The organism is Candidatus Symbiopectobacterium sp. NZEC151 (assembly GCF_025962655.1).
In the GTDB taxonomy this organism is placed as follows: Bacteria; Pseudomonadota; Gammaproteobacteria; order Enterobacterales; family Enterobacteriaceae; genus Symbiopectobacterium.
On record NZ_JAGFPE010000008.1, the window covers coordinates 30,176 to 47,643 of the forward strand.

Below are 17,468 nucleotides of genomic sequence, written 5' to 3' on the forward strand. Positions count from 1 at the left end.
GTTACTGCGCGGCTTCCTCAATCACCAGCGGCCAGTGGGCATAGCCTTGCCAACGGCTCTCTTGCTCCAACGCTTCTGCACGCAGGGGATGTGCGGCCAGCCAGCCAGCGGGTAGCTGGATATGCAGGGTATCGCCGCTTGCGCGCAAGATGCTGTCAGGCAAGGTGTCATCACGGCGGCGGCTGGCGAAAATAATCGCCAGTCGCAACAAACGGCATAAGCGCTGCGCAGGCAGCGCGGGCACGGCGTTTTGCTGATTCAATGACTGAAGATCGAGCGCACCACTCTGATTTAACACCAGAATAGCCAGCAGTTTTTTCTGTGCCGGAGTAAAACCGGGAAGATCGCTGTTGCGAATAAGATAGGCGGCGTGTTGCGGAGCATTGCGAAAATCAATGGCCAGACCGATTTCATGCAGAAAACCGGCGCTGTGCAGCAACTCGCGACATCGATGATCCAACGGCCAATCCTGCGCCAACTGGTGCAAAAAATTGTCGGTCAACGCGCTGACGCGCTGGCCCTGTTCGCCGTCCAACAAATAGCGACGTTGCAGATTGAGCAGCGTGCGCTGGCGAATATCTTGCTCTACGGGCAGGTGCAGCATCCCGTATACCAGGCCTTCACGCAGTGCGCCACCGGCCAGCGTCATACTCTGAATGTCAAGTTCCTGGAAAATGGCTAACAGAATGGACAGCCCGCTGGGGAACACCAGCGCCCGCTCCAGCGTCAGGCCGTCAATTTCCAGCTCTTCCAGCTTATGGCAGGCAATGGCATGTTGTTTTAGGGCACGCAGCTTGTCGAGCGTGATGTGCTCGTCCATGCCAGCCGCCACCATAATCTCCTGCAACGCTTGTACGGTGCCGGATGCGCCCACGCACACTTGCCAACCCTGTGCACGCAGTTGGGCTGCCACGGGGCGTATCATGTCACCCGCCGCCTGCTCCGCGCGGGCAAAATTTTCTGCCGTCAGGGTGCGATCGCTGAAATAACGTTCCAGCCAGGTCACGCATCCCATTGGCAAACTGAGTAACTGCGTGGCCTGCGCCGCGGTTCCGGTCGCCAGCTCGGTACTGCCGCCGCCGATATCCACCACCAGACGTTTTTCCGGGCCACCGGTGGTATGGGCCACGCCCTGATAAATCAGGCGCGCCTCCTCTTCACCGCTAATGACTTGAATCGGCAAGCCCAGAATCTGCTGCGCCTGTGCCAGAAACTCATCGGCGTTGGTGGCAAGCCGCAGGGTCGCCGTGGCGACAACGCGGGTTTGTGTCTGAGGGATATCCTGCAAGCGTTCGGAGAACAGGCGTAAGCACTGCCAGCCGCGCTGCATGGCTTCCTGTGACAAGCGGTTATCGCGATCCAGTCCTGCCGCCAAACGCACTTTACGTTTAATGCGCGCCAGCGTCTGAATGCTGCCAGCGCTCTCACGCACCACCAACATATGGAAGCTGTTCGAGCCCAGATCGATCGCCGCATACAGCGAGGAAGCATTTAGCATGGATGCTTAACTCGGTCTTTTACGGTTGCTGCGCGGTGCGCCGCTACGACGTGGCGGGCCACTGCGACGCGGGCCACTGCTGGTACGCGTGCGGGGCAAGCGCTTCGGCGCAGGCAGATCGGTCATCAGCGCATCGCTATCGTATTTGCTAACCGGGATTGAATGGCCCGTGTATTGCTCAATGGCCGGCAGGTTCAGCGCATACTCTTCACAGGCCAGGCTGATGGAAAAACCGCTGGCGCCCGCACGTCCGGTACGACCAATGCGGTGCACGTAGTCTTCGCAATCGTCCGGCAAGTCATAGTTGAATACGTGGGTGACGGCAGGAATGTGCAGACCGCGCGCCGCAACGTCGGTGGCGACCAGAATGTCCAGGTTGCCCTGCGTGAAGTCATCCAGAATGCGCAGGCGTTTTTTCTGCGCCACGTCGCCGGTCAGCAGACCCACGCGATGTCCGTCCGCAGCCAGATGGCCCCAGATATCTTCGCAGCGGTGCTTGGTGTTGGCGAAAATGATGCAGCGATCCGGCCACTCTTCTTCCAGCAGCGTTTGCAGCAGGCGCATCTTCTCTTCGTTTGACGGATAGAACAGCTCTTCCTTGATGCGGTGCCCGGTTTTCTGCTCCGGCTCCACTTCAACGTACTCGGCGTTGTTCATCTGTTCGAACGCCAACTCGCGCACCCGGTATGACAGTGTGGCGGAGAACAGCATGTTCAGACGCTGCGTCACAGGCGGCATGCGGCGGAACAGCCAGCGAATATCTTTGATAAAGCCCAGATCGTACATTCTGTCGGCTTCATCCAGCACCACAACCTGAATGGCACCAAGGTTAATATGATTCTGCTTGGCGTAGTCGATCAAACGGCCCGTGGTACCGATCAGGATATCAACACCCTGCTCCAGCACTTTAAGCTGCTTATCGTAGCCGTCTCCGCCGTAAGCCAGACCCAGTTTCATGCCCGTCGATTCGGCCAGCGCCTGTGCATCCGCGTGGATTTGCACCGCCAACTCGCGAGTGGGAGCCATGATCAGCGCGCGCGGCTGGTTGGTTTGACGCTCTGCCGAAGCAGGGTGCGACAAAAGATAGTGGAAAGTAGACGCCAGAAATGCCAGCGTCTTGCCCGTTCCGGTTTGCGCCTGACCCGCGACGTCCCGGCCATCAAGGGCGAGAGGTAGTGCGAGTGCCTGGATGGGCGTGCAGTTATAAAACCCTTTGCTTTCAAGGGCTTTGATTACCTGCGGGTGCAGCGCGAAGTCGGAAAACTTCTGTTCGGTCAAGTGTGTTTTGCTCATAGTGTGGTAGAATATCAGCTAACTATTGCTTTACGAAAGCGTATACAGTGAAATAAAGTCAAGCTTTGTTGGTTAATGCTACACCAACTCGCTAAAGATAATCCTGCGGAGTAAAAAATGAGCGATAAAATTATTCACCTGACAGACGACAGCTTCGAAACGGACGTGTTGCAGGCCGAAGGGGCAACACTGGTTGATTTTTGGGCCGAATGGTGTGGTCCCTGCAAAATGATCGCTCCCATTCTCGATGAAATCGCTGATGAATTCGAAGGTCGCATCACCGTTGCCAAGCTGAATATTGATGAAAATCCGGCGACTGCGCCGAAATACGGCATTCGCGGCATCCCGACCCTGCTGCTGTTCAAGAACGGCGAAGTGGCGGCAACCAAAGTCGGCGCGTTGTCCAAAGGCCAGTTGAAAGAGTTTTTGAACACCAATCTGTAATGCCTGATAGGTTTATCAACGCTATTTCATCGCACAAAGCGGTCAGTGAGGATTTCTCGTATTGACCGCTTGCCGCACGTCATGAAGCGTGCTAGATTCATCATTACTGCATATCGTACTTGCCTATGTTTAAGCCTCGCAGGCTTAAGCCTGAAAGTTTGAATCTATAGCATTACTCGCTGTCTATACCTTAACGCTGCCCGTTCGTGACAACAAATCGCACAAACACGGCATAAGAATCCGTAGCGTGGTCAGGCAATCTAAAGCATTACATTAATTGGTTTCAGGTGTCTTCGATCTCTTGCCGTCGTTTTGTATCGGGCTTGCGTGGTCAACGTGTAACACGTTCACGTATCAAGCCAAACGGAATGGTGTGATTGAGGGCGGTATATGATAGTGGCACGGTGACCCTTGCCATCCCATTCACGTTAATTGTTCGAGATTTACCCCGAGTTTAAGAACCCACCACTATGAATCTTACCGAATTAAAGAATACGCCAGTTTCTGAGTTAATTACTCTTGGCGAAAACATGGGGCTGGAAAACCAGGCTCGTATGCGCAAGCAGGATATTATTTTCGCCATTTTGAAGCAGCATGCAAAAAGTGGCGAAGATATTTTCGGCGATGGCGTGCTGGAAATCTTGCAGGATGGTTTCGGTTTCCTCCGCTCCGCAGACAGCTCCTACCTCGCCGGCCCTGATGATATCTACGTTTCTCCCAGCCAAATCCGCCGTTTTAATCTTCGTACTGGTGACACCATTTCAGGCAAGATTCGTCCTCCCAAAGAAGGGGAACGCTATTTTGCCTTGCTGAAAGTCAACGAAGTTAACTACGACAAACCTGAAAACGCCCGCAACAAGATCCTGTTCGAAAACCTCACCCCGCTGCACGCCAACTCACGTTTGCGCATGGAACGCGGTAATGGTTCAACAGAAGATCTGACAGCACGCGTATTGGATTTGGCATCGCCGATTGGCCGTGGTCAACGTGGTTTGATCGTGGCACCGCCGAAAGCCGGTAAAACCATGCTGCTGCAAAATATTGCGCAGAGCATTGCGTATAACCACCCTGACTGCGTGCTGATGGTGCTGCTTATCGACGAACGTCCGGAAGAAGTGACCGAGATGCAACGTTTGGTGAAAGGGGAAGTGGTGGCGTCTACCTTTGATGAGCCTGCTTCTCGTCACGTTCAGGTTGCCGAAATGGTGATTGAAAAGGCCAAGCGCCTGGTCGAGCACAAAAAAGACGTTATCATCCTGCTAGACTCCATCACCCGTCTGGCGCGCGCCTACAACACCGTGGTACCGGCGTCTGGCAAAGTGCTGACCGGTGGTGTGGACGCCAACGCCCTGCACCGCCCGAAACGCTTCTTTGGTGCTGCGCGTAACGTGGAAGAGGGCGGTAGCCTGACCATTATCGCCACTGCGCTGGTAGATACCGGCTCGAAGATGGACGAAGTGATTTACGAAGAGTTTAAAGGTACAGGTAACATGGAACTGCATCTGGCGCGTAAAATCGCTGAGAAGCGTGTGTTCCCGGCTATCGACTACAACCGTTCCGGTACCCGTAAAGAAGAGCTGCTCACCACCTCCGAAGAACTGCAAAAAATGTGGATCCTGCGCAAAATCATTCACCCAATGGGCGAGATCGATGCGATGGAGTTCCTGATCAACAAGTTGGCAATGACCAAAACCAACGATGAATTCTTCGACATGATGAAGCGTTCATAAGCCGGCAGTGTTCTCGGGGAAAACGCCACGCGGGTCGTGGCGTTTTTTTTTTAGGAACTTACCGACCTTTACACTACAGGGTGTTTTTCCAGAGTATTCTAGGATGTCCCGGCGTCATGCTTTCCGTTATGGTACGCACTGATTTGAAGGCGTCATCATAACCTCTTCGCTCGCGCTTGCCCTGTGCATGCCCGCGCGATACCGTCGGCCGCATAATGATGTTGTGGTGAACGGCCCTGTTATGGCGAACCCTGCTTCGCCGTGGCAGCCTGCGGCGGCTTGTAGCCATAAACGGTAAACTTACTCGCTATGCGTCTAGAGTTATTATTTATTTTCTTGTTTTCTTTGGCTTTTCTATTCCTGGCCCGTCGCGTGGCGAGGCCGCTCGGTCTTGTCGATCGTCCCAATCAGCGTAAACGTCACCAGGGGCTGATCCCGTTGGTGGGGGGCATTTCCGTCTATGCTGGCCTGTGCTTTACCTTCCTGATAACCGACTACTACATTCCCCATTTCCGCTTTTACCTGCTGTGTGCCGGAATTCTGGTGTTTGTCGGGGCGTTGGACGATCGCTTTGATATCAGTGTCAAAATTCGTGCGCTGGTTCAGGCGCTGGTTGCCATTGCCATGATGGTGTTCGCGCATCTCTCATTGCGCAACCTGGGGGAGCTGTTTGGCCCGTGGGATATGGTGCTGGGGCCGTTGAGCTATCTGGTGACGCTGTTTGCCGTCTGGGCGGCGATTAACGCGTTTAACATGGTCGATGGCATCGACGGGCTGCTCGGTGGGCTTTCCGTGGTGTCGTTCGGCGCGATGGGTATCCTGCTCTACGGTTACGGTCACCACAATCTGGCGCTGTGGTGCTTTGCCATGATTGCCGCCACGCTGCCGTACATCTTGCTCAATCTCGGTTTCTTTGGCCGCCGCTATAAAGTGTTTATGGGCGATGCAGGCAGCACCATGATAGGGTTCACCGCCATCTGGATCCTGATGCAATCCACCCAAGGCAAATACCATCCGATTAACCCGGTAACCGCACTGTGGCTGATCGCCATTCCGCTGATGGACATGGTGGCCATCATGTACCGTCGCTTGCGCCGAGGGATGAGCCCTTTCGCGCCGGATCGCCAGCATATCCATCACTTACTGATGCGCGCCGGATTTACCCCGCATCAGGCTTTTGTGCTGATCACCGCAGCAGCGGTGCTGTTGGCGGGCATCGGCATGGCCGGAGAGTATTTCTCTTTCATTCCCGAATGGGCCATGTTGGTGCTGTTTTTACTGGCCTTTGGGCTTTATGACTACTGCCTGAAACGGGCATGGCGCGTGGCGCGCTTTCTGAAACGCATCAAGCGTCGAACGCGCCGTAGCGACGATCGTCGACACTCAACTTGAAACCACATCACTTTGGGGAAGTAATGAAACACGAAAACCCTGCTAACGGAGCCTCTGGCGAAGCCCATCACCGCGTTGATACTGCGGGTGCCGGTATCGAGAATGAACTGGATATTCGCGGCCTGTGCGGTGCGTTGTGGCGAGGCAAATTCTGGATTGCTGGCGTGGCGCTGGCTTTCGCACTGATGGCGTTAGGGTATTCCTATCTTGCACGCCAGGAGTGGAGCGCCACGGCAATAACCGATCGGCCCGGCGTCACGCGGTTGGGCGGTTATTATCCGCAACAGCAGTTTTTGCGCAATCTGGATGCCAAAGCCTTCGCGTCGCTGCCGCCCGAGCCGCTGTCGGTGTCAGCCAAGGTTTACGACGAGTTTGTCATGCAGGTTGCCGCGTATGATACCCGGCGCGATTTCTGGCTACAGAGCGACTACTATAAATCGCATCAGGAAGGTGATGCCAAAGCGGACGCGGCCTTGCTGGACGAGCTGATTGCCGATATCCAGTTTACCCCGCGTGACGACGGCAAAAAGACCTTTGACAGCGTGCGCCTGACGGTGGACAACGCGGCCGCCGCCAATCGGCTGTTGCGTCAATATATCGAGTTTGCCAGTCAGCGCGCAGCGCAACACCTTAACGGTGAGCTAACCGGCGCCTGGGCGGCACGTAAGGTCTTTTTGCAGTCGCAGATCCAACGTCAGGAAGCGGTCGCGCAGGCCATTTTCGATCGCGACCTGAATAGCGTGAAGATGGCGTTGAAGATTGCGCAACAGCAGGGGATCAGCCGCAGCCAGACCGATACCCCCGCACAAGAATTGCCGCCCTCAGAGCTTTTCCTGTTGGGGCGGCCGATGTTGCAGGCGCAATTGGAGTCCTTGCAGGCCAGTGGTCCGCGCTACGACATCGATTATGACCAAAACCGCGCCATGTTGGCGACATTGAGCGTTGAGCCACTGCTCGACGCGGCATTGCAGACCTACCGTTATCTGCGCACGCCGGAGGAGCCGGTGAAGCGAGACAGTCCGCGTCGCCTGTTCTTGATGGTGATGTGGGGCGCTATCGGTGCACTGACCGGGGCGGGTATTGCACTGGTTCGCTGTAAACCTCAGCGACGGGTGGATTGACCGTTTACGCCGCCTGAAAGGGCAGCCCCTAACCTGATGAAAGAGATTCATTGTGAAAGTGTTGACTATTTTCGGCACCCGCCCAGAAGCCATTAAAATGGCCCCTCTGGTTTATGCCCTGGCTCAAGATGAAGCCTTTGAATCGAAAATATGCGTAACAGCCCAGCACCGGGAGATGCTGGATCAGGTGCTGCGTTTATTTGCTATTACGCCGGATTATGATTTGAACATTATGCAGCCGGGCCAAGGGTTGAGTGAGGTCACGTGTCGCATTCTGGAAGGATTGGAGCCCGTATTAACGGCCTTCAAACCTGACCTGGTGTTGGTGCATGGTGATACCACCACCACGATGGCCGCCAGCCTGGCGGCGCTGTATCAGCGTATTCCCGTCGCGCATGTGGAGGCCGGGTTGCGCACCGGCAATCTCTACTCGCCCTGGCCTGAAGAGGCCAACCGTAAGCTGACCGGCCATTTGGCAACCTACCACTTTGCGCCAACCGAGCGGGCGCGTGATAACCTGCTGCGTGAAAATCTTGGCGACCGGCAGATCCTGGTGACAGGAAATACGGTTATCGATGCGCTGTTCTGGGTGCGCGATCGAATTCTTGGCGATGAAACATTGCGCCACGCCTTGGATACCCACTACGGTTTTCTGGATGCGAATAAAAAACTGATTCTGGTCACCGGGCATCGTCGTGAAAACTTTGGCGACGGTTTCGAGCGTATTTGTACGGCGCTGGCGAGCATTGCCCGTCGCCACCCGGAAGCGCAGATTCTCTATCCGGTGCACCTGAACCCCAATGTGCGTGAGCCGGTAAACCGTATTTTGAGCGGTATTGATAACGTGTTTCTGATCGCGCCGCAGGAGTACTTGCCGTTTGTTTACCTGATGAACCGGTCGTACTTAATTTTGACCGATTCTGGCGGCATTCAGGAAGAAGCGCCCTCGCTGGGCGTGCCTGTGTTGGTGATGCGTGAAACGACAGAGCGGCCCGAAGCCGTGGATGCGGGAACGGTGCGGCTGGTTGGCACCGAAGTGGCGACGATTCTGGACGCAGTGTCGCAACTGTTGACCGACAATGCGGCATATCAGGCCATGAGCAGGGCGCATAACCCGTTCGGTGACGGCACTGCCTGTCAGCGTATTATTGCCGCACTGAAGAACACTTTGATCACACGACAATGAGCAACGCCATGACAATGAACACCATGACAACTAACGCAATGACAATTAATAAAATAGTGGTGGTTGGGTTGGGCTATATCGGTCTGCCGACCGCGGCCGCGTTTGCCTCACGGAAAAAGCGGGTGATTGGTGTGGACGTCAACCGGCATGCGGTGGAAACCATTAATCGCGGTGAGATTCATATTGTCGAACCCGATCTGGGAGCCATGGTGAAGGCCGCCGTGGACAACGGCTATTTGACGGCAACCCACAAACCCGAGGCGGCGGACGCCTTCCTGATCGCCGTGCCGACGCCGTTTAAAGAGGGTCATGAACCGGATTTGAGCTATGTACAGGCAGCGGCTGCGTCGATTGCACCGGTGCTGCAACCTGGCTCGCTGGTGGTGCTTGAGTCCACCTGTCCGGTTGGCGCAACGGAGCAGATGGCGGCGTGGTTGGCCGAAGCGCGGCCCGATCTGACCTTCCCGCAGCACGCGGGGGACGATGCCGATATCCATATCGCTTACTGTCCGGAGCGCGTGTTGCCCGGTCAGGTGGTGGTGGAGTTGGTGAAAAATGACCGGGTGATTGGCGGCATGACGCCAGCCTGTGCCGCGCACGCCAGCGCGTTGTACAAGATCTTTCTCGAAGGCGAGTGCGTGGAGACCGATGCGCGCACGGCCGAGATGTGTAAACTGACGGAAAACAGCTTCCGTGACGTGAATATCGCCTTTGCCAACGAACTGTCGCTGATTTGTGCCGAACAGGGTATCAACGTATGGGAGCTGATTCGTCTGGCGAATCGTCACCCGCGTGTGAATATCCTTCAGCCTGGCCCCGGCGTTGGCGGTCATTGCATCGCGGTAGACCCGTGGTTTATCGTGGCGCAAAACCCGCAGCAGGCACGTTTGATACACACGGCGCGATTGGTGAACGACGGCAAGCCGCTGTGGGTGGTCGATCGCGTCAAAATGGCGGTAGCGGATTGTCTGGTACAGAGCGGCAAACGCGCCAGCGACGTGACCATCGCCTGTTTTGGGCTGGCCTTTAAGCCAGATATTGACGATTTGCGCGAAAGCCCGGCGGTCGGGATTACCGAGATGATTGCGCAGTGGCACAGTGGCACGACGCTGGCCGTGGAGCCCAATGTGGCGGCGTTGCCGCCCCGTTTGACCGGGTTGGTCACGTTGGCGGAATTGCCGACGGCGCTGCGTGAGGCGGATGTGGTCGTGATGCTGGTCGATCACCGCGCATTCCGCGCGATAGAACCTGAAAAGATAAAACAACAGTGGATTGTAGACACGAAAGGAGTATGGCGTTGAAACGTATTTTGGTGACAGGCGGTGCAGGGTTTATTGGCTCAGCGCTGGTGCGCTATCTGGTAACGGAAACGCAGGACAGCGTGGTGGTGGTCGATAAGTTGACCTATGCCGGTAATCTGGCGTCATTGGCCCCGGTGGCGACCAGCGATCGTTTCGCGTTCGAGCAGGTTGATATCTGCGATCGTCCCGCGTTGGATCGGGTTTTTGCCGCTTATCAGCCGGATTTGGTGATGCATCTGGCGGCAGAAAGTCACGTTGACCGCTCGATTGATGGTCCGGCGGCGTTTATTGAAACCAATATCGTCGGCACCTATCAGATGCTGGAAGCGGCGCGTCACTATTGGAACGCACTGGATGACGAGAAAAAAGCCGCCTTCCGTTTCCACCATATTTCTACCGATGAAGTGTTTGGCGATCTGCACGGCACGGACGGTCTGTTTACCGAAACCACGCCGTATGCACCCAGCAGCCCGTATTCCGCATCCAAAGCCTCCAGCGACCATCTGGTACGCGCCTGGATGCGCACCTATGGGCTGCCGACCATCATCACCAATTGCTCCAATAACTACGGTCCTTACCACTTCCCGGAAAAATTGATTCCGCTGATGATCCTCAACGCGTTATCCGCTAAGCCGCTGCCGGTGTATGGCAACGGTGCGCAGATCCGCGACTGGCTGTTTGTTGAAGATCATGCGCGTGCGCTTTACCGCGTGGTGACGGCGGGTGAGGTCGGGGATACTTACAATATCGGTGGCCATAACGAGCGTAAAAACCTCGATGTGGTGCATACCCTGTGCGATCTGCTGGAAGAACTGGCGCCGCAAAAACCGGCGGGTGTCACCCATTATCGCGATCTGATTACCTATGTGACTGACCGACCCGGCCATGACATGCGCTACGCCATCGATGCCAGCAAAATGGCGCAGGAGCTGGATTGGAAACCGCAGGAGACGTTCGAAAGCGGTATGCGTAAAACGGTATTGTGGTATCTGAATAACGAAGCCTGGTGGCGCAGCGTGCAGGATGGCTCCTATACCGGAGAACGGTTGGGGCTGGACGCGTAATCGACGTGTTTGCCGCGCTCCTGTGTCAGTAACAGTAGCGTGCAAGCCATGACAGGAGAGGCGATGACAGCCACGATCTGTGCCCATGTGTTGCCGTTAGCGTGGGAAAGCGATTTTTTCGCCCTCCCCAGCGCGCGCCTGTCGTTCAGTGATGATGCGCCAGCGCTAACGCCCGCGGCGTTGAACGCCTATGCGGTGGTGCAGGCCAACGTTTCTGCCAGCGATCTGGCGACTGTCGATGCGCTCTCTGCCGCAGGTTTCCAACTGGCAGAGAGCGAAGTGGATTTTTGCCTGCCCATCGATTCTGGCGAGGTGGCGCTTCCGGCCTGGCGCGTGGCGGATACTGCGGATATTGCGCCGTTGCGTGAGGCTGCTGCGCGCGTTTTTTCGCACAGCCGGTTTCGCGCACCCTGGTATCGCATGACGGACAGCGGTCGTTTTTATGCGCAATGGGTGGAAAACGCGGTGCGTGGCACCTTTGACGATGTTTGCCTGATCGCACTTAACGCGCAGGGTGCGCCACTCGGTTGGGTGACGCTGCGCCAGACGCAGGAGGATCGGGCGCGCATCGGCCTTCTGGCCGCGTGGCCGGGTGCATCCGGCGGTGTGGGCATGCCGCTTATGGCGCTGGCAAGGCACTGGTGCCAACAGCGGCACGTGGCACATCTGTGGGTGGCCACGCAGTTGGGTAATACGCGCGCGCTGCGCCTTTATCAACGCTGCGGCGCGCAGATTCATGATACGGCGCATTGGTTTTACAGGAGACCGCATGATTCCCTTTAACGCTCCCCCGATTGTGGGTACTGAACTGGACTATATGCAGGCCGCCATGAGCAGCGGTAAGCTGTGTGGTGACGGCGGTTTTACGCGCCGCTGCCAGCAATGGTTGGAACACTATTCTGGCAGCAAAAAGGTATTGTTAACCCCCTCCTGTACCGCATCGCTGGAGATGGCGGCCATCCTGCTGGATATTCAGCCGGGGGATGAAGTCATCATGCCCAGCTACACCTTCGTTTCTACCGCCAATGCCTTTGTGCTGCGTGGGGCAACCATCGTGTATGTCGATGTGCGCCCGGATACGCTGAACATCGATGAAAGCAAGATTGAAGCGGCGATTACTGACAAGACCCGTGCCATCGTGCCGGTGCACTATGCCGGTGTGGCGTGCGAGATGGACGCCATTATGGCGCTGGCGGAAAAATACGATCTGTGGGTGGTGGAGGATGCTGCGCAAGGGGTGATGGCGCGCTACAAAGGGCGTCCGTTGGGGGCGATTGGTCACATTGGCTGCTTTAGTTTTCACGAAACCAAAAACTATACGTCCGGCGGTGAAGGCGGTGCCACACTGATTAACGATCCGGCGTTGGTCGAGCGGGCAGAGATCATCCGTGAAAAAGGCACCAACCGTAGCCAGTTCTTTCGCGGTCAGGCCGATAAATATACCTGGCGCGATATCGGCTCCAGCTACCTGATGGCGGATATTCAGGCTGCCTACCTGTGGGGGCAACTGGAAGCAGCCGGTCGCATCAACGAACGCCGTTTACGCCTGTGGCACAACTATTATGACGCCTTCCGCCCGCTGGCGGAGGCCGGGCGCGTTACGCGGCCCACGTTGCCGGTACACTGCCAGCACAATGCGCATCTGTTTTACCTCAAGCTGCGCGATATTGACGATCGCGCTGCGTTTATTCACGACATGAAGGAGGCGGAAATTCTGACGGTGTTTCACTATATTCCGCTGCATACGTCTCCTGCGGGACTGCGCTTCGGGCGGTTTTCCGGGGAAGACCGTTATACCACGCGGGAAAGCGAGCGGCTGGTCCGGTTGCCGCTGTTTTACAATCTGTCTGATATCAATCAGCGCACGGTGATCAACACCATCCTGAGTTTCTTTTCCTGATATGTCATTGGCAAGAGCGTCCTTATGGACGGCGGGTTCGACGCTGGTCAAAATCGCCATTGGCCTGGTGGTGATCAAATTGCTGGCGGTGTACTTCGGTCCGAGCGGCGTGGGGCTGGCGGGGAATTACCGCCAACTGATCACCGTGTTGGGCGTGCTGTCAGGCGCGGGAATATTTAATGGCGTGATCATGCTGGTGGCGCGCCATCAGCCTGAGCCTGAGCCGTTGCGACAGGTGTTGGGGACGTCAGCGACGCTGATTGCGCTCTTTTCATCGGCGTTAGCGCTCCTCTTTGTGTTGGCGGCCGGGCCGATAGCCACGGCGCTGTTTGGCGACGATCGCTATCGTGACGTGATCCGCCTGCTGGCGCTGTTGCAAATGGGCATTGCCTGCGCCAACTTCTTTTTGGCTATCCTGAAAGGGTATCGGGACGCACAGGGCAATGCGCTGGCGATTGTCAGCGGCAGCCTGATTGGGCTGGTGGCGTTTGTTGCCTGCTTTTTGCTGGGAGGGTACGCCGGTGCGTTGGTCGGGTTGGCGCTGGTCCCGGCGTTGATTACGCTGCCCGCCGGTGTGTTGCTGTGGCGGCGCACCCCCTTGCGTTGGCAGCATCTGCGTCCGCTATGGGACCGTGCGTTTGCCACGCAGTTAGGCAAATTTACCCTGATGGCGGTGATGACGGCGGTGACGGTGCCCGTCGCCTATATCATGATGCGTAACCTGCTTGCGGCGCATGCCGGGTGGGAGGCGGTCGGCTTGTGGCAGGGGGTGAGCACGATATCCGATGCCTACCTGCAATTTATCACGGCGGCGTTTTCGGTCTATTTGCTACCGACGCTGGCGCGATTGCAGGAAAAACCGGCGATTGCGCGAGAAGTAGGCCGCGCGTTGCGGTTTGTTTTCCCGGCGGTGGCTGCCGCCAGTCTCGCGATTTGGTTACTGCGCGATGTGGCAATCTGGCTGCTGTTTTCCCCGCAGTTTGTGCCGATGCGCGATCTCTTTGCCTGGCAACTGGTGGGTGATGTGATGAAAGTGGGGGCCTATGTCTTTGGTTATCTGGTGATTGCCAAAGCGGCGCTGCGCTTTTATCTGCTGGCGGAACTGAGCCAGTTTCTGTTGCTGAGTGGTTTCTCCCAGTGGTTGATTACGCGCCACGGCGCATTGGGGGCCACGCAAGCCTATATGTGGACCTATGTGGTTTACTTTTTCCTGTGCTGTTGTGTTTTTCTTATTTATCGTAGGCGACCATGACGACACTGATTCACGTGCTGGGATCGGATATCCCGCATCATAACCAGACGCTGCTGCGCTTCTTCCACGACGTGCTGGCAACGCAGCTGCCTGCGCCCGTGGTCACGCATTTTATGGTGGTATCCGGTGATGAACGCTTGCAGCAGGCTTTTCCGGGGCTGACCTTAACCTGCTATGCCGATAAACGCGCGCTGGCGCAGGCGGTGGTGACGCGGGCGCGGGCCGATCGGCAGACGCGGTTCTTTTTCCACGGACAGTTCAATCCGTGGATTTGGCTGGCGCTGTTGGGGCGACGTATCAAACCGGCCCAGGCCTATTGGCATGTGTGGGGTGCGGATCTGTATGAAGAGGCCACACAGTGGAAGCATCGCGTGTTTTACCTGCTGCGTCGCATGGCGCAGGGACGGATAGGGCATGTCTTTGCCACGCGTGGCGATCTGGATTTCTATCGGCAGCGGCATGCTGACGTGCCTGCCTCGCTGCTTTACTTCCCCACCAAAATGAATCCGGCGCTGACGGAAGAAACCGTGACCAAACCGCTGGCCGGGCCGATGACGGTGCTGGTGGGCAATTCCGGCGATAGCAGCAATCGGCACATCGAAGCGCTGCGGGCCATTCATCAGCAACTGGGGTCGCAGGTGCGGGTGATTGTCCCCATGGGATATCCGGCGAACAACCAAGACTACATCAATCAGGTGGCGCAGGAAGGTGAAACGCTGTTTGGCCCGAAACAGTTTCAGTTGCTGCGTGAACAGTTGGCGTTCGACGATTACCTGAACCTATTGCGCAGTTGCGATCTTGGCGTATTTATCTTCCCGCGTCAGCAAGGCATTGGTACGCTTTGCCTGCTGATTCAGTGCGGGGTGCCCTTTGTGATCAGTCGACAGAACCCCTTCTGGCAGGATCTGGCCGAACAGCATTTACCGGTGCTGTTTTACGGCGATACCTTGACGGAAGCGGTGGTGCGTGAAGCGCAACGCCAGCTCGCGAGCGTGGATCAACGTCGCATCGCGTTCTTCCAGCCTAACTATCAGCAAGGCTGGCACGATGCCTTGACGTTGGCGGCGGAGACGAAACGATGACACAGGGTGAATTCGGCGGCTTGGTCGTGGTGTATCTGTTTGCCGTCTGCTTTATTCTTTTTTTGACCTGGAAGGAGTTTCGTCGCGTACGCTTTAACTTTAACGTACTGTTCTCCATCCTGTTTCTGCTGACGTTTTATTTCGGTTTTCCTTTTACCTGCCTGCTGGCGTTCAAATTCAATGTGGCGGTGGTGCCTGCGACCTATCTGCTTCAGGCGCTGCTGTCGGCCACCGCGTTTTACGCCATCTATTACGTGACCTATAAAACCCGACTGAGGGAGCAGCGCAGGCCGCCCGGTGAGTCATGGCTCGTGATGAATCGCGTTGAAACGCACCTGACGTGGCTATTGCTGGCGCTGGTGGCCGTGGTAACAGTGGCTATCTTCTTTATCAACAACGGTTTTTTGCTGTTTAAACTGCGCTCCTACAGCCAGATTTTTTCCAGCGAAGTATCCGGTGTCGCCTTAAAGCGCTTCTTCTATTTCTTCATCCCCGCGATGCTGGTGGTCTATTTCCTGCACCAGACGCGCCGTGCCTGGCTGCTGTTTCTGGTGGGCACCGTCGGGTTCGGAATACTGACCTACCTGATTGTCGGCGGTACGCGAGCCAATATCATTATCGCTTTTGCCCTGTTCTTGTTTATTGGCATCCAGCGCGGTTGGATCACGCTGTGGATGCTGGCGGCGGCGGGTGCGGTGAGCGTTACCGCCATGTTCTGGCTGGCGTTAAAGCGCTACAGTCTGGACGTGAGCGGTGCGGAGGCGTTTTACACCTTCCTGTATCTGACGCGCGACACCTTCTCTCCGTGGGAAAATCTGGCACTGCTGTGGCAACACTACGATGACATCGAATTTCAAGGGCTAGCCCCCATCGTGCGTGATTTTTACGTGTTTATTCCGTCCTGGCTGTGGCCCGCGCGCCCTAATCTGGTGCTCAACAGCGCTAACTATTTCACCTGGGAAGTGCTCAATAACCACTCCGGGTTGGCGATTTCGCCGACGCTGCTGGGATCGCTGGTGGTGATGGGTGGCGTGCTGTTTATTCCGCTCGGCGCCATTGTAGTGGGCCTGATCGTCAAGTGGTTTGATGCCCTGTATGAATCGGGCCGTCGCAGCCAGAATCGCTACAGCGCGGCGGTGCTGCAAAGTTTCTGCTTTGGTGCCATCTTTAACCTGATGGTGCTGGTACGAGAAGGCGGCGATGCTTTCGTGTCACGCGTGGTGTTTTTTATCCTGGTGTTTGGGTTGTGCGTGCTGGTGGCGAAGTTGCTGTACTGGCTGTTTGAACGTGCGGGCCTGATTCGCCAGCGTTGGGCGCGTTCGCCATCCGTAGCGGCCACCTTGGCCCCACACACTCCGGATACGCCATAAGGAACCCTCATGGAAAACCCCGCTTCTGTCCCGCTTTATCGCATTCGCAATATCCCACTGCACGGGTTTGCGGATCAAGCCGCCTGTCTGGCCTACCTTTTTGCCGAGGGAGAGGTAAAAACCGGTACGTTAGTGGCAATCAATGCCGAGAAAGTGTTGGCGGCCGAGCAGGATAAACCGCTGTGGGATCTGATTGCCGAGGCCGAATACAAGTATGCCGACGGCATCAGTATTGTGCGCGCCATCAGGCGTAAATATCCGCAGGCGGAGGTAACGCGTGTCGCCGGGGCCGATCTGTGGGAGGCGCTGATGCAAAAAGCCGGTGCTGAAGGCACCCCGGTTTTTTTGCTGGGCGGAAAACCGGCGATACTGCGCCAGACCGAAGAGAAACTGCGGGCGCAGTGGCAGGTGAATATCGTTGGCAGCCAGGATGGTTATTTCCCGTCGGAACAGCGCGATGCGGTGTTTGAGCGGGTGCGCGCCAGCGGGGCGCGTATCGTTACGGTTGCCATGGGATCCCCTCGCCAGGAGATACTGATGCGTGACTGCCGTCGTTACCATCCGCAGGCGCTGTATATGGGCGTGGGAGGCACTTACGACGTTTTCACTGGACACGTGAAACGCGCGCCTCTGGCGTGGCAGCGCTTAGGGCTTGAATGGCTTTACCGGCTGTTGAGCCAACCCAGCCGCATTACGCGTCAGATTAAGCTATTAAAATTCCTCGCCTACTACTTTAGCGGACGCCTGTAACGGCGTTACGCTCTGCCTAGCCATCGCTATTTGTTATGACAATCGGCTCTTAAAACAAAATTGTTATTCCCATTTGATTTTAAAT

General features: G+C 56.5%; 15 protein-coding genes. 13 read left to right on the plus strand and 2 right to left on the minus strand.

From position 1 onward, the window contains the following. Position 1: 1 nt before the first annotated feature. Both gppA and rhlB read right to left on the minus strand, forming a co-directional pair. Positions 2-1,498, minus strand: coding sequence for a guanosine-5'-triphosphate,3'-diphosphate diphosphatase (gppA, locus tag J5067_RS19720; RefSeq protein WP_264651832.1), 1,497 nt, complete (start codon positions 1,496-1,498; stop codon positions 2-4). A gap of 6 nt (positions 1,499-1,504) precedes the next feature. Further along, positions 1,505-2,791, minus strand: a complete 1,287-nt coding sequence (gene rhlB / locus J5067_RS19725; protein WP_264645544.1) for an ATP-dependent RNA helicase RhlB — start codon at positions 2,789-2,791, stop codon at positions 1,505-1,507. A gap of 117 nt (positions 2,792-2,908) precedes the next feature. On the opposite strand from rhlB, the gene trxA reads away from it, so the two are divergent. From trxA to wecG, 13 genes are all read left to right on the plus strand, one after another. Further along, the gene (gene trxA / locus J5067_RS19730) at positions 2,909-3,235 is read left to right on the plus strand and encodes a thioredoxin TrxA (protein WP_196908155.1); all 327 of its coding nucleotides are present in this window, start codon (positions 2,909-2,911) and stop codon (positions 3,233-3,235) included. Positions 3,236-3,705: 470 nt separating this feature from the next. Then, positions 3,706-4,965, plus strand: a complete 1,260-nt coding sequence (gene rho / locus J5067_RS19735) for a transcription termination factor Rho (protein ID WP_010283881.1) — start codon at positions 3,706-3,708, stop codon at positions 4,963-4,965. A gap of 309 nt (positions 4,966-5,274) precedes the next feature. Then, positions 5,275-6,357: a UDP-N-acetylglucosamine--undecaprenyl-phosphate N-acetylglucosaminephosphotransferase gene (wecA, locus tag J5067_RS19740; protein WP_264645545.1), complete on the plus strand. Its 1,083-nt coding sequence runs from the start codon at positions 5,275-5,277 to the stop codon at positions 6,355-6,357. 23 nt (positions 6,358-6,380) lie between these two features. Next, positions 6,381-7,478, plus strand: coding sequence for an ECA polysaccharide chain length modulation protein (gene wzzE, locus J5067_RS19745; RefSeq protein WP_264651833.1), 1,098 nt, complete (start codon positions 6,381-6,383; stop codon positions 7,476-7,478). A 52-nt stretch (positions 7,479-7,530) separates the two neighbouring features. Next, entirely contained in the window at positions 7,531-8,664 is a 1,134-nt protein-coding gene (wecB, locus tag J5067_RS19750) for a non-hydrolyzing UDP-N-acetylglucosamine 2-epimerase (RefSeq protein ID WP_264651834.1), read from the plus strand. A gap of 38 nt (positions 8,665-8,702) precedes the next feature. Beyond that, a complete protein-coding gene (gene wecC, locus J5067_RS19755; RefSeq protein ID WP_264651835.1) occupies positions 8,703-9,965 on the plus strand; it encodes a UDP-N-acetyl-D-mannosamine dehydrogenase in 1,263 nt (420 codons plus the stop codon). Next, the gene (rffG, locus tag J5067_RS19760; RefSeq protein ID WP_264651836.1) at positions 9,956-11,029 is read left to right on the plus strand and encodes a dTDP-glucose 4,6-dehydratase; all 1,074 of its coding nucleotides are present in this window, start codon (positions 9,956-9,958) and stop codon (positions 11,027-11,029) included. Before wecC ends, rffG begins: the two co-directional genes overlap by 10 nt. A gap of 63 nt (positions 11,030-11,092) precedes the next feature. Beyond that, positions 11,093-11,812, plus strand: coding sequence for a dTDP-4-amino-4,6-dideoxy-D-galactose acyltransferase (rffC, locus tag J5067_RS19765; protein WP_264628328.1), 720 nt, complete (start codon positions 11,093-11,095; stop codon positions 11,810-11,812). Beyond that, positions 11,799-12,929, plus strand: a complete 1,131-nt coding sequence (gene rffA / locus J5067_RS19770) for a dTDP-4-amino-4,6-dideoxygalactose transaminase (protein ID WP_264651837.1) — start codon at positions 11,799-11,801, stop codon at positions 12,927-12,929. The genes rffC and rffA overlap by 14 nt, the downstream gene beginning before the upstream one ends. Before the next feature lies 1 nt (position 12,930). Beyond that, the gene (gene wzxE, locus J5067_RS19775; protein ID WP_264651838.1) at positions 12,931-14,181 is read left to right on the plus strand and encodes a lipid III flippase WzxE; all 1,251 of its coding nucleotides are present in this window, start codon (positions 12,931-12,933) and stop codon (positions 14,179-14,181) included. Beyond that, positions 14,178-15,263 (plus strand): TDP-N-acetylfucosamine:lipid II N-acetylfucosaminyltransferase, encoded by a 1,086-nt coding sequence (locus J5067_RS19780; RefSeq protein ID WP_264645553.1) that lies wholly within the window; start codon positions 14,178-14,180, stop codon positions 15,261-15,263. Before wzxE ends, J5067_RS19780 begins: the two co-directional genes overlap by 4 nt. Next, positions 15,260-16,633: an ECA oligosaccharide polymerase gene (gene wzyE / locus J5067_RS19785; protein ID WP_264651839.1), complete on the plus strand. Its 1,374-nt coding sequence runs from the start codon at positions 15,260-15,262 to the stop codon at positions 16,631-16,633. Before J5067_RS19780 ends, wzyE begins: the two co-directional genes overlap by 4 nt. A gap of 9 nt (positions 16,634-16,642) precedes the next feature. Further along, complete coding sequence (gene wecG / locus J5067_RS19790; protein ID WP_264651840.1) at positions 16,643-17,383, plus strand: lipopolysaccharide N-acetylmannosaminouronosyltransferase; 741 nt, start codon at positions 16,643-16,645, stop codon at positions 17,381-17,383. Positions 17,384-17,468 lie beyond the last annotated feature (85 nt).

Coding starts and splice junctions, on each gene's coding strand:
- rho (WP_010283881.1), top strand. CDS start 3,706: ATGAATCTTACCGAATTAAAGAATACGCCAGTTTCTGAGTTAATTACT.
- wzzE (WP_264651833.1), top strand. CDS start 6,381: ATGAAACACGAAAACCCTGCTAACGGAGCCTCTGGCGAAGCCCATCAC.
- gppA (WP_264651832.1), bottom strand. CDS start 1,498: ATGCTAAATGCTTCCTCGCTGTATGCGGCGATCGATCTGGGCTCGAAC.
- wecA (WP_264645545.1), top strand. CDS start 5,275: ATGCGTCTAGAGTTATTATTTATTTTCTTGTTTTCTTTGGCTTTTCTA.
- rffA (WP_264651837.1), top strand. CDS start 11,799: ATGATTCCCTTTAACGCTCCCCCGATTGTGGGTACTGAACTGGACTAT.
- wzyE (WP_264651839.1), top strand. CDS start 15,260: ATGACACAGGGTGAATTCGGCGGCTTGGTCGTGGTGTATCTGTTTGCC.
- rhlB (WP_264645544.1), bottom strand. CDS start 2,791: ATGAGCAAAACACACTTGACCGAACAGAAGTTTTCCGACTTCGCGCTG.
- rffG (WP_264651836.1), top strand. CDS start 9,956: ATGGCGTTGAAACGTATTTTGGTGACAGGCGGTGCAGGGTTTATTGGC.
- wecG (WP_264651840.1), top strand. CDS start 16,643: ATGGAAAACCCCGCTTCTGTCCCGCTTTATCGCATTCGCAATATCCCA.
- wecC (WP_264651835.1), top strand. CDS start 8,703: ATGACAATTAATAAAATAGTGGTGGTTGGGTTGGGCTATATCGGTCTG.
- J5067_RS19780 (WP_264645553.1), top strand. CDS start 14,178: ATGACGACACTGATTCACGTGCTGGGATCGGATATCCCGCATCATAAC.
- trxA (WP_196908155.1), top strand. CDS start 2,909: ATGAGCGATAAAATTATTCACCTGACAGACGACAGCTTCGAAACGGAC.
- wzxE (WP_264651838.1), top strand. CDS start 12,931: ATGTCATTGGCAAGAGCGTCCTTATGGACGGCGGGTTCGACGCTGGTC.
- rffC (WP_264628328.1), top strand. CDS start 11,093: ATGACAGCCACGATCTGTGCCCATGTGTTGCCGTTAGCGTGGGAAAGC.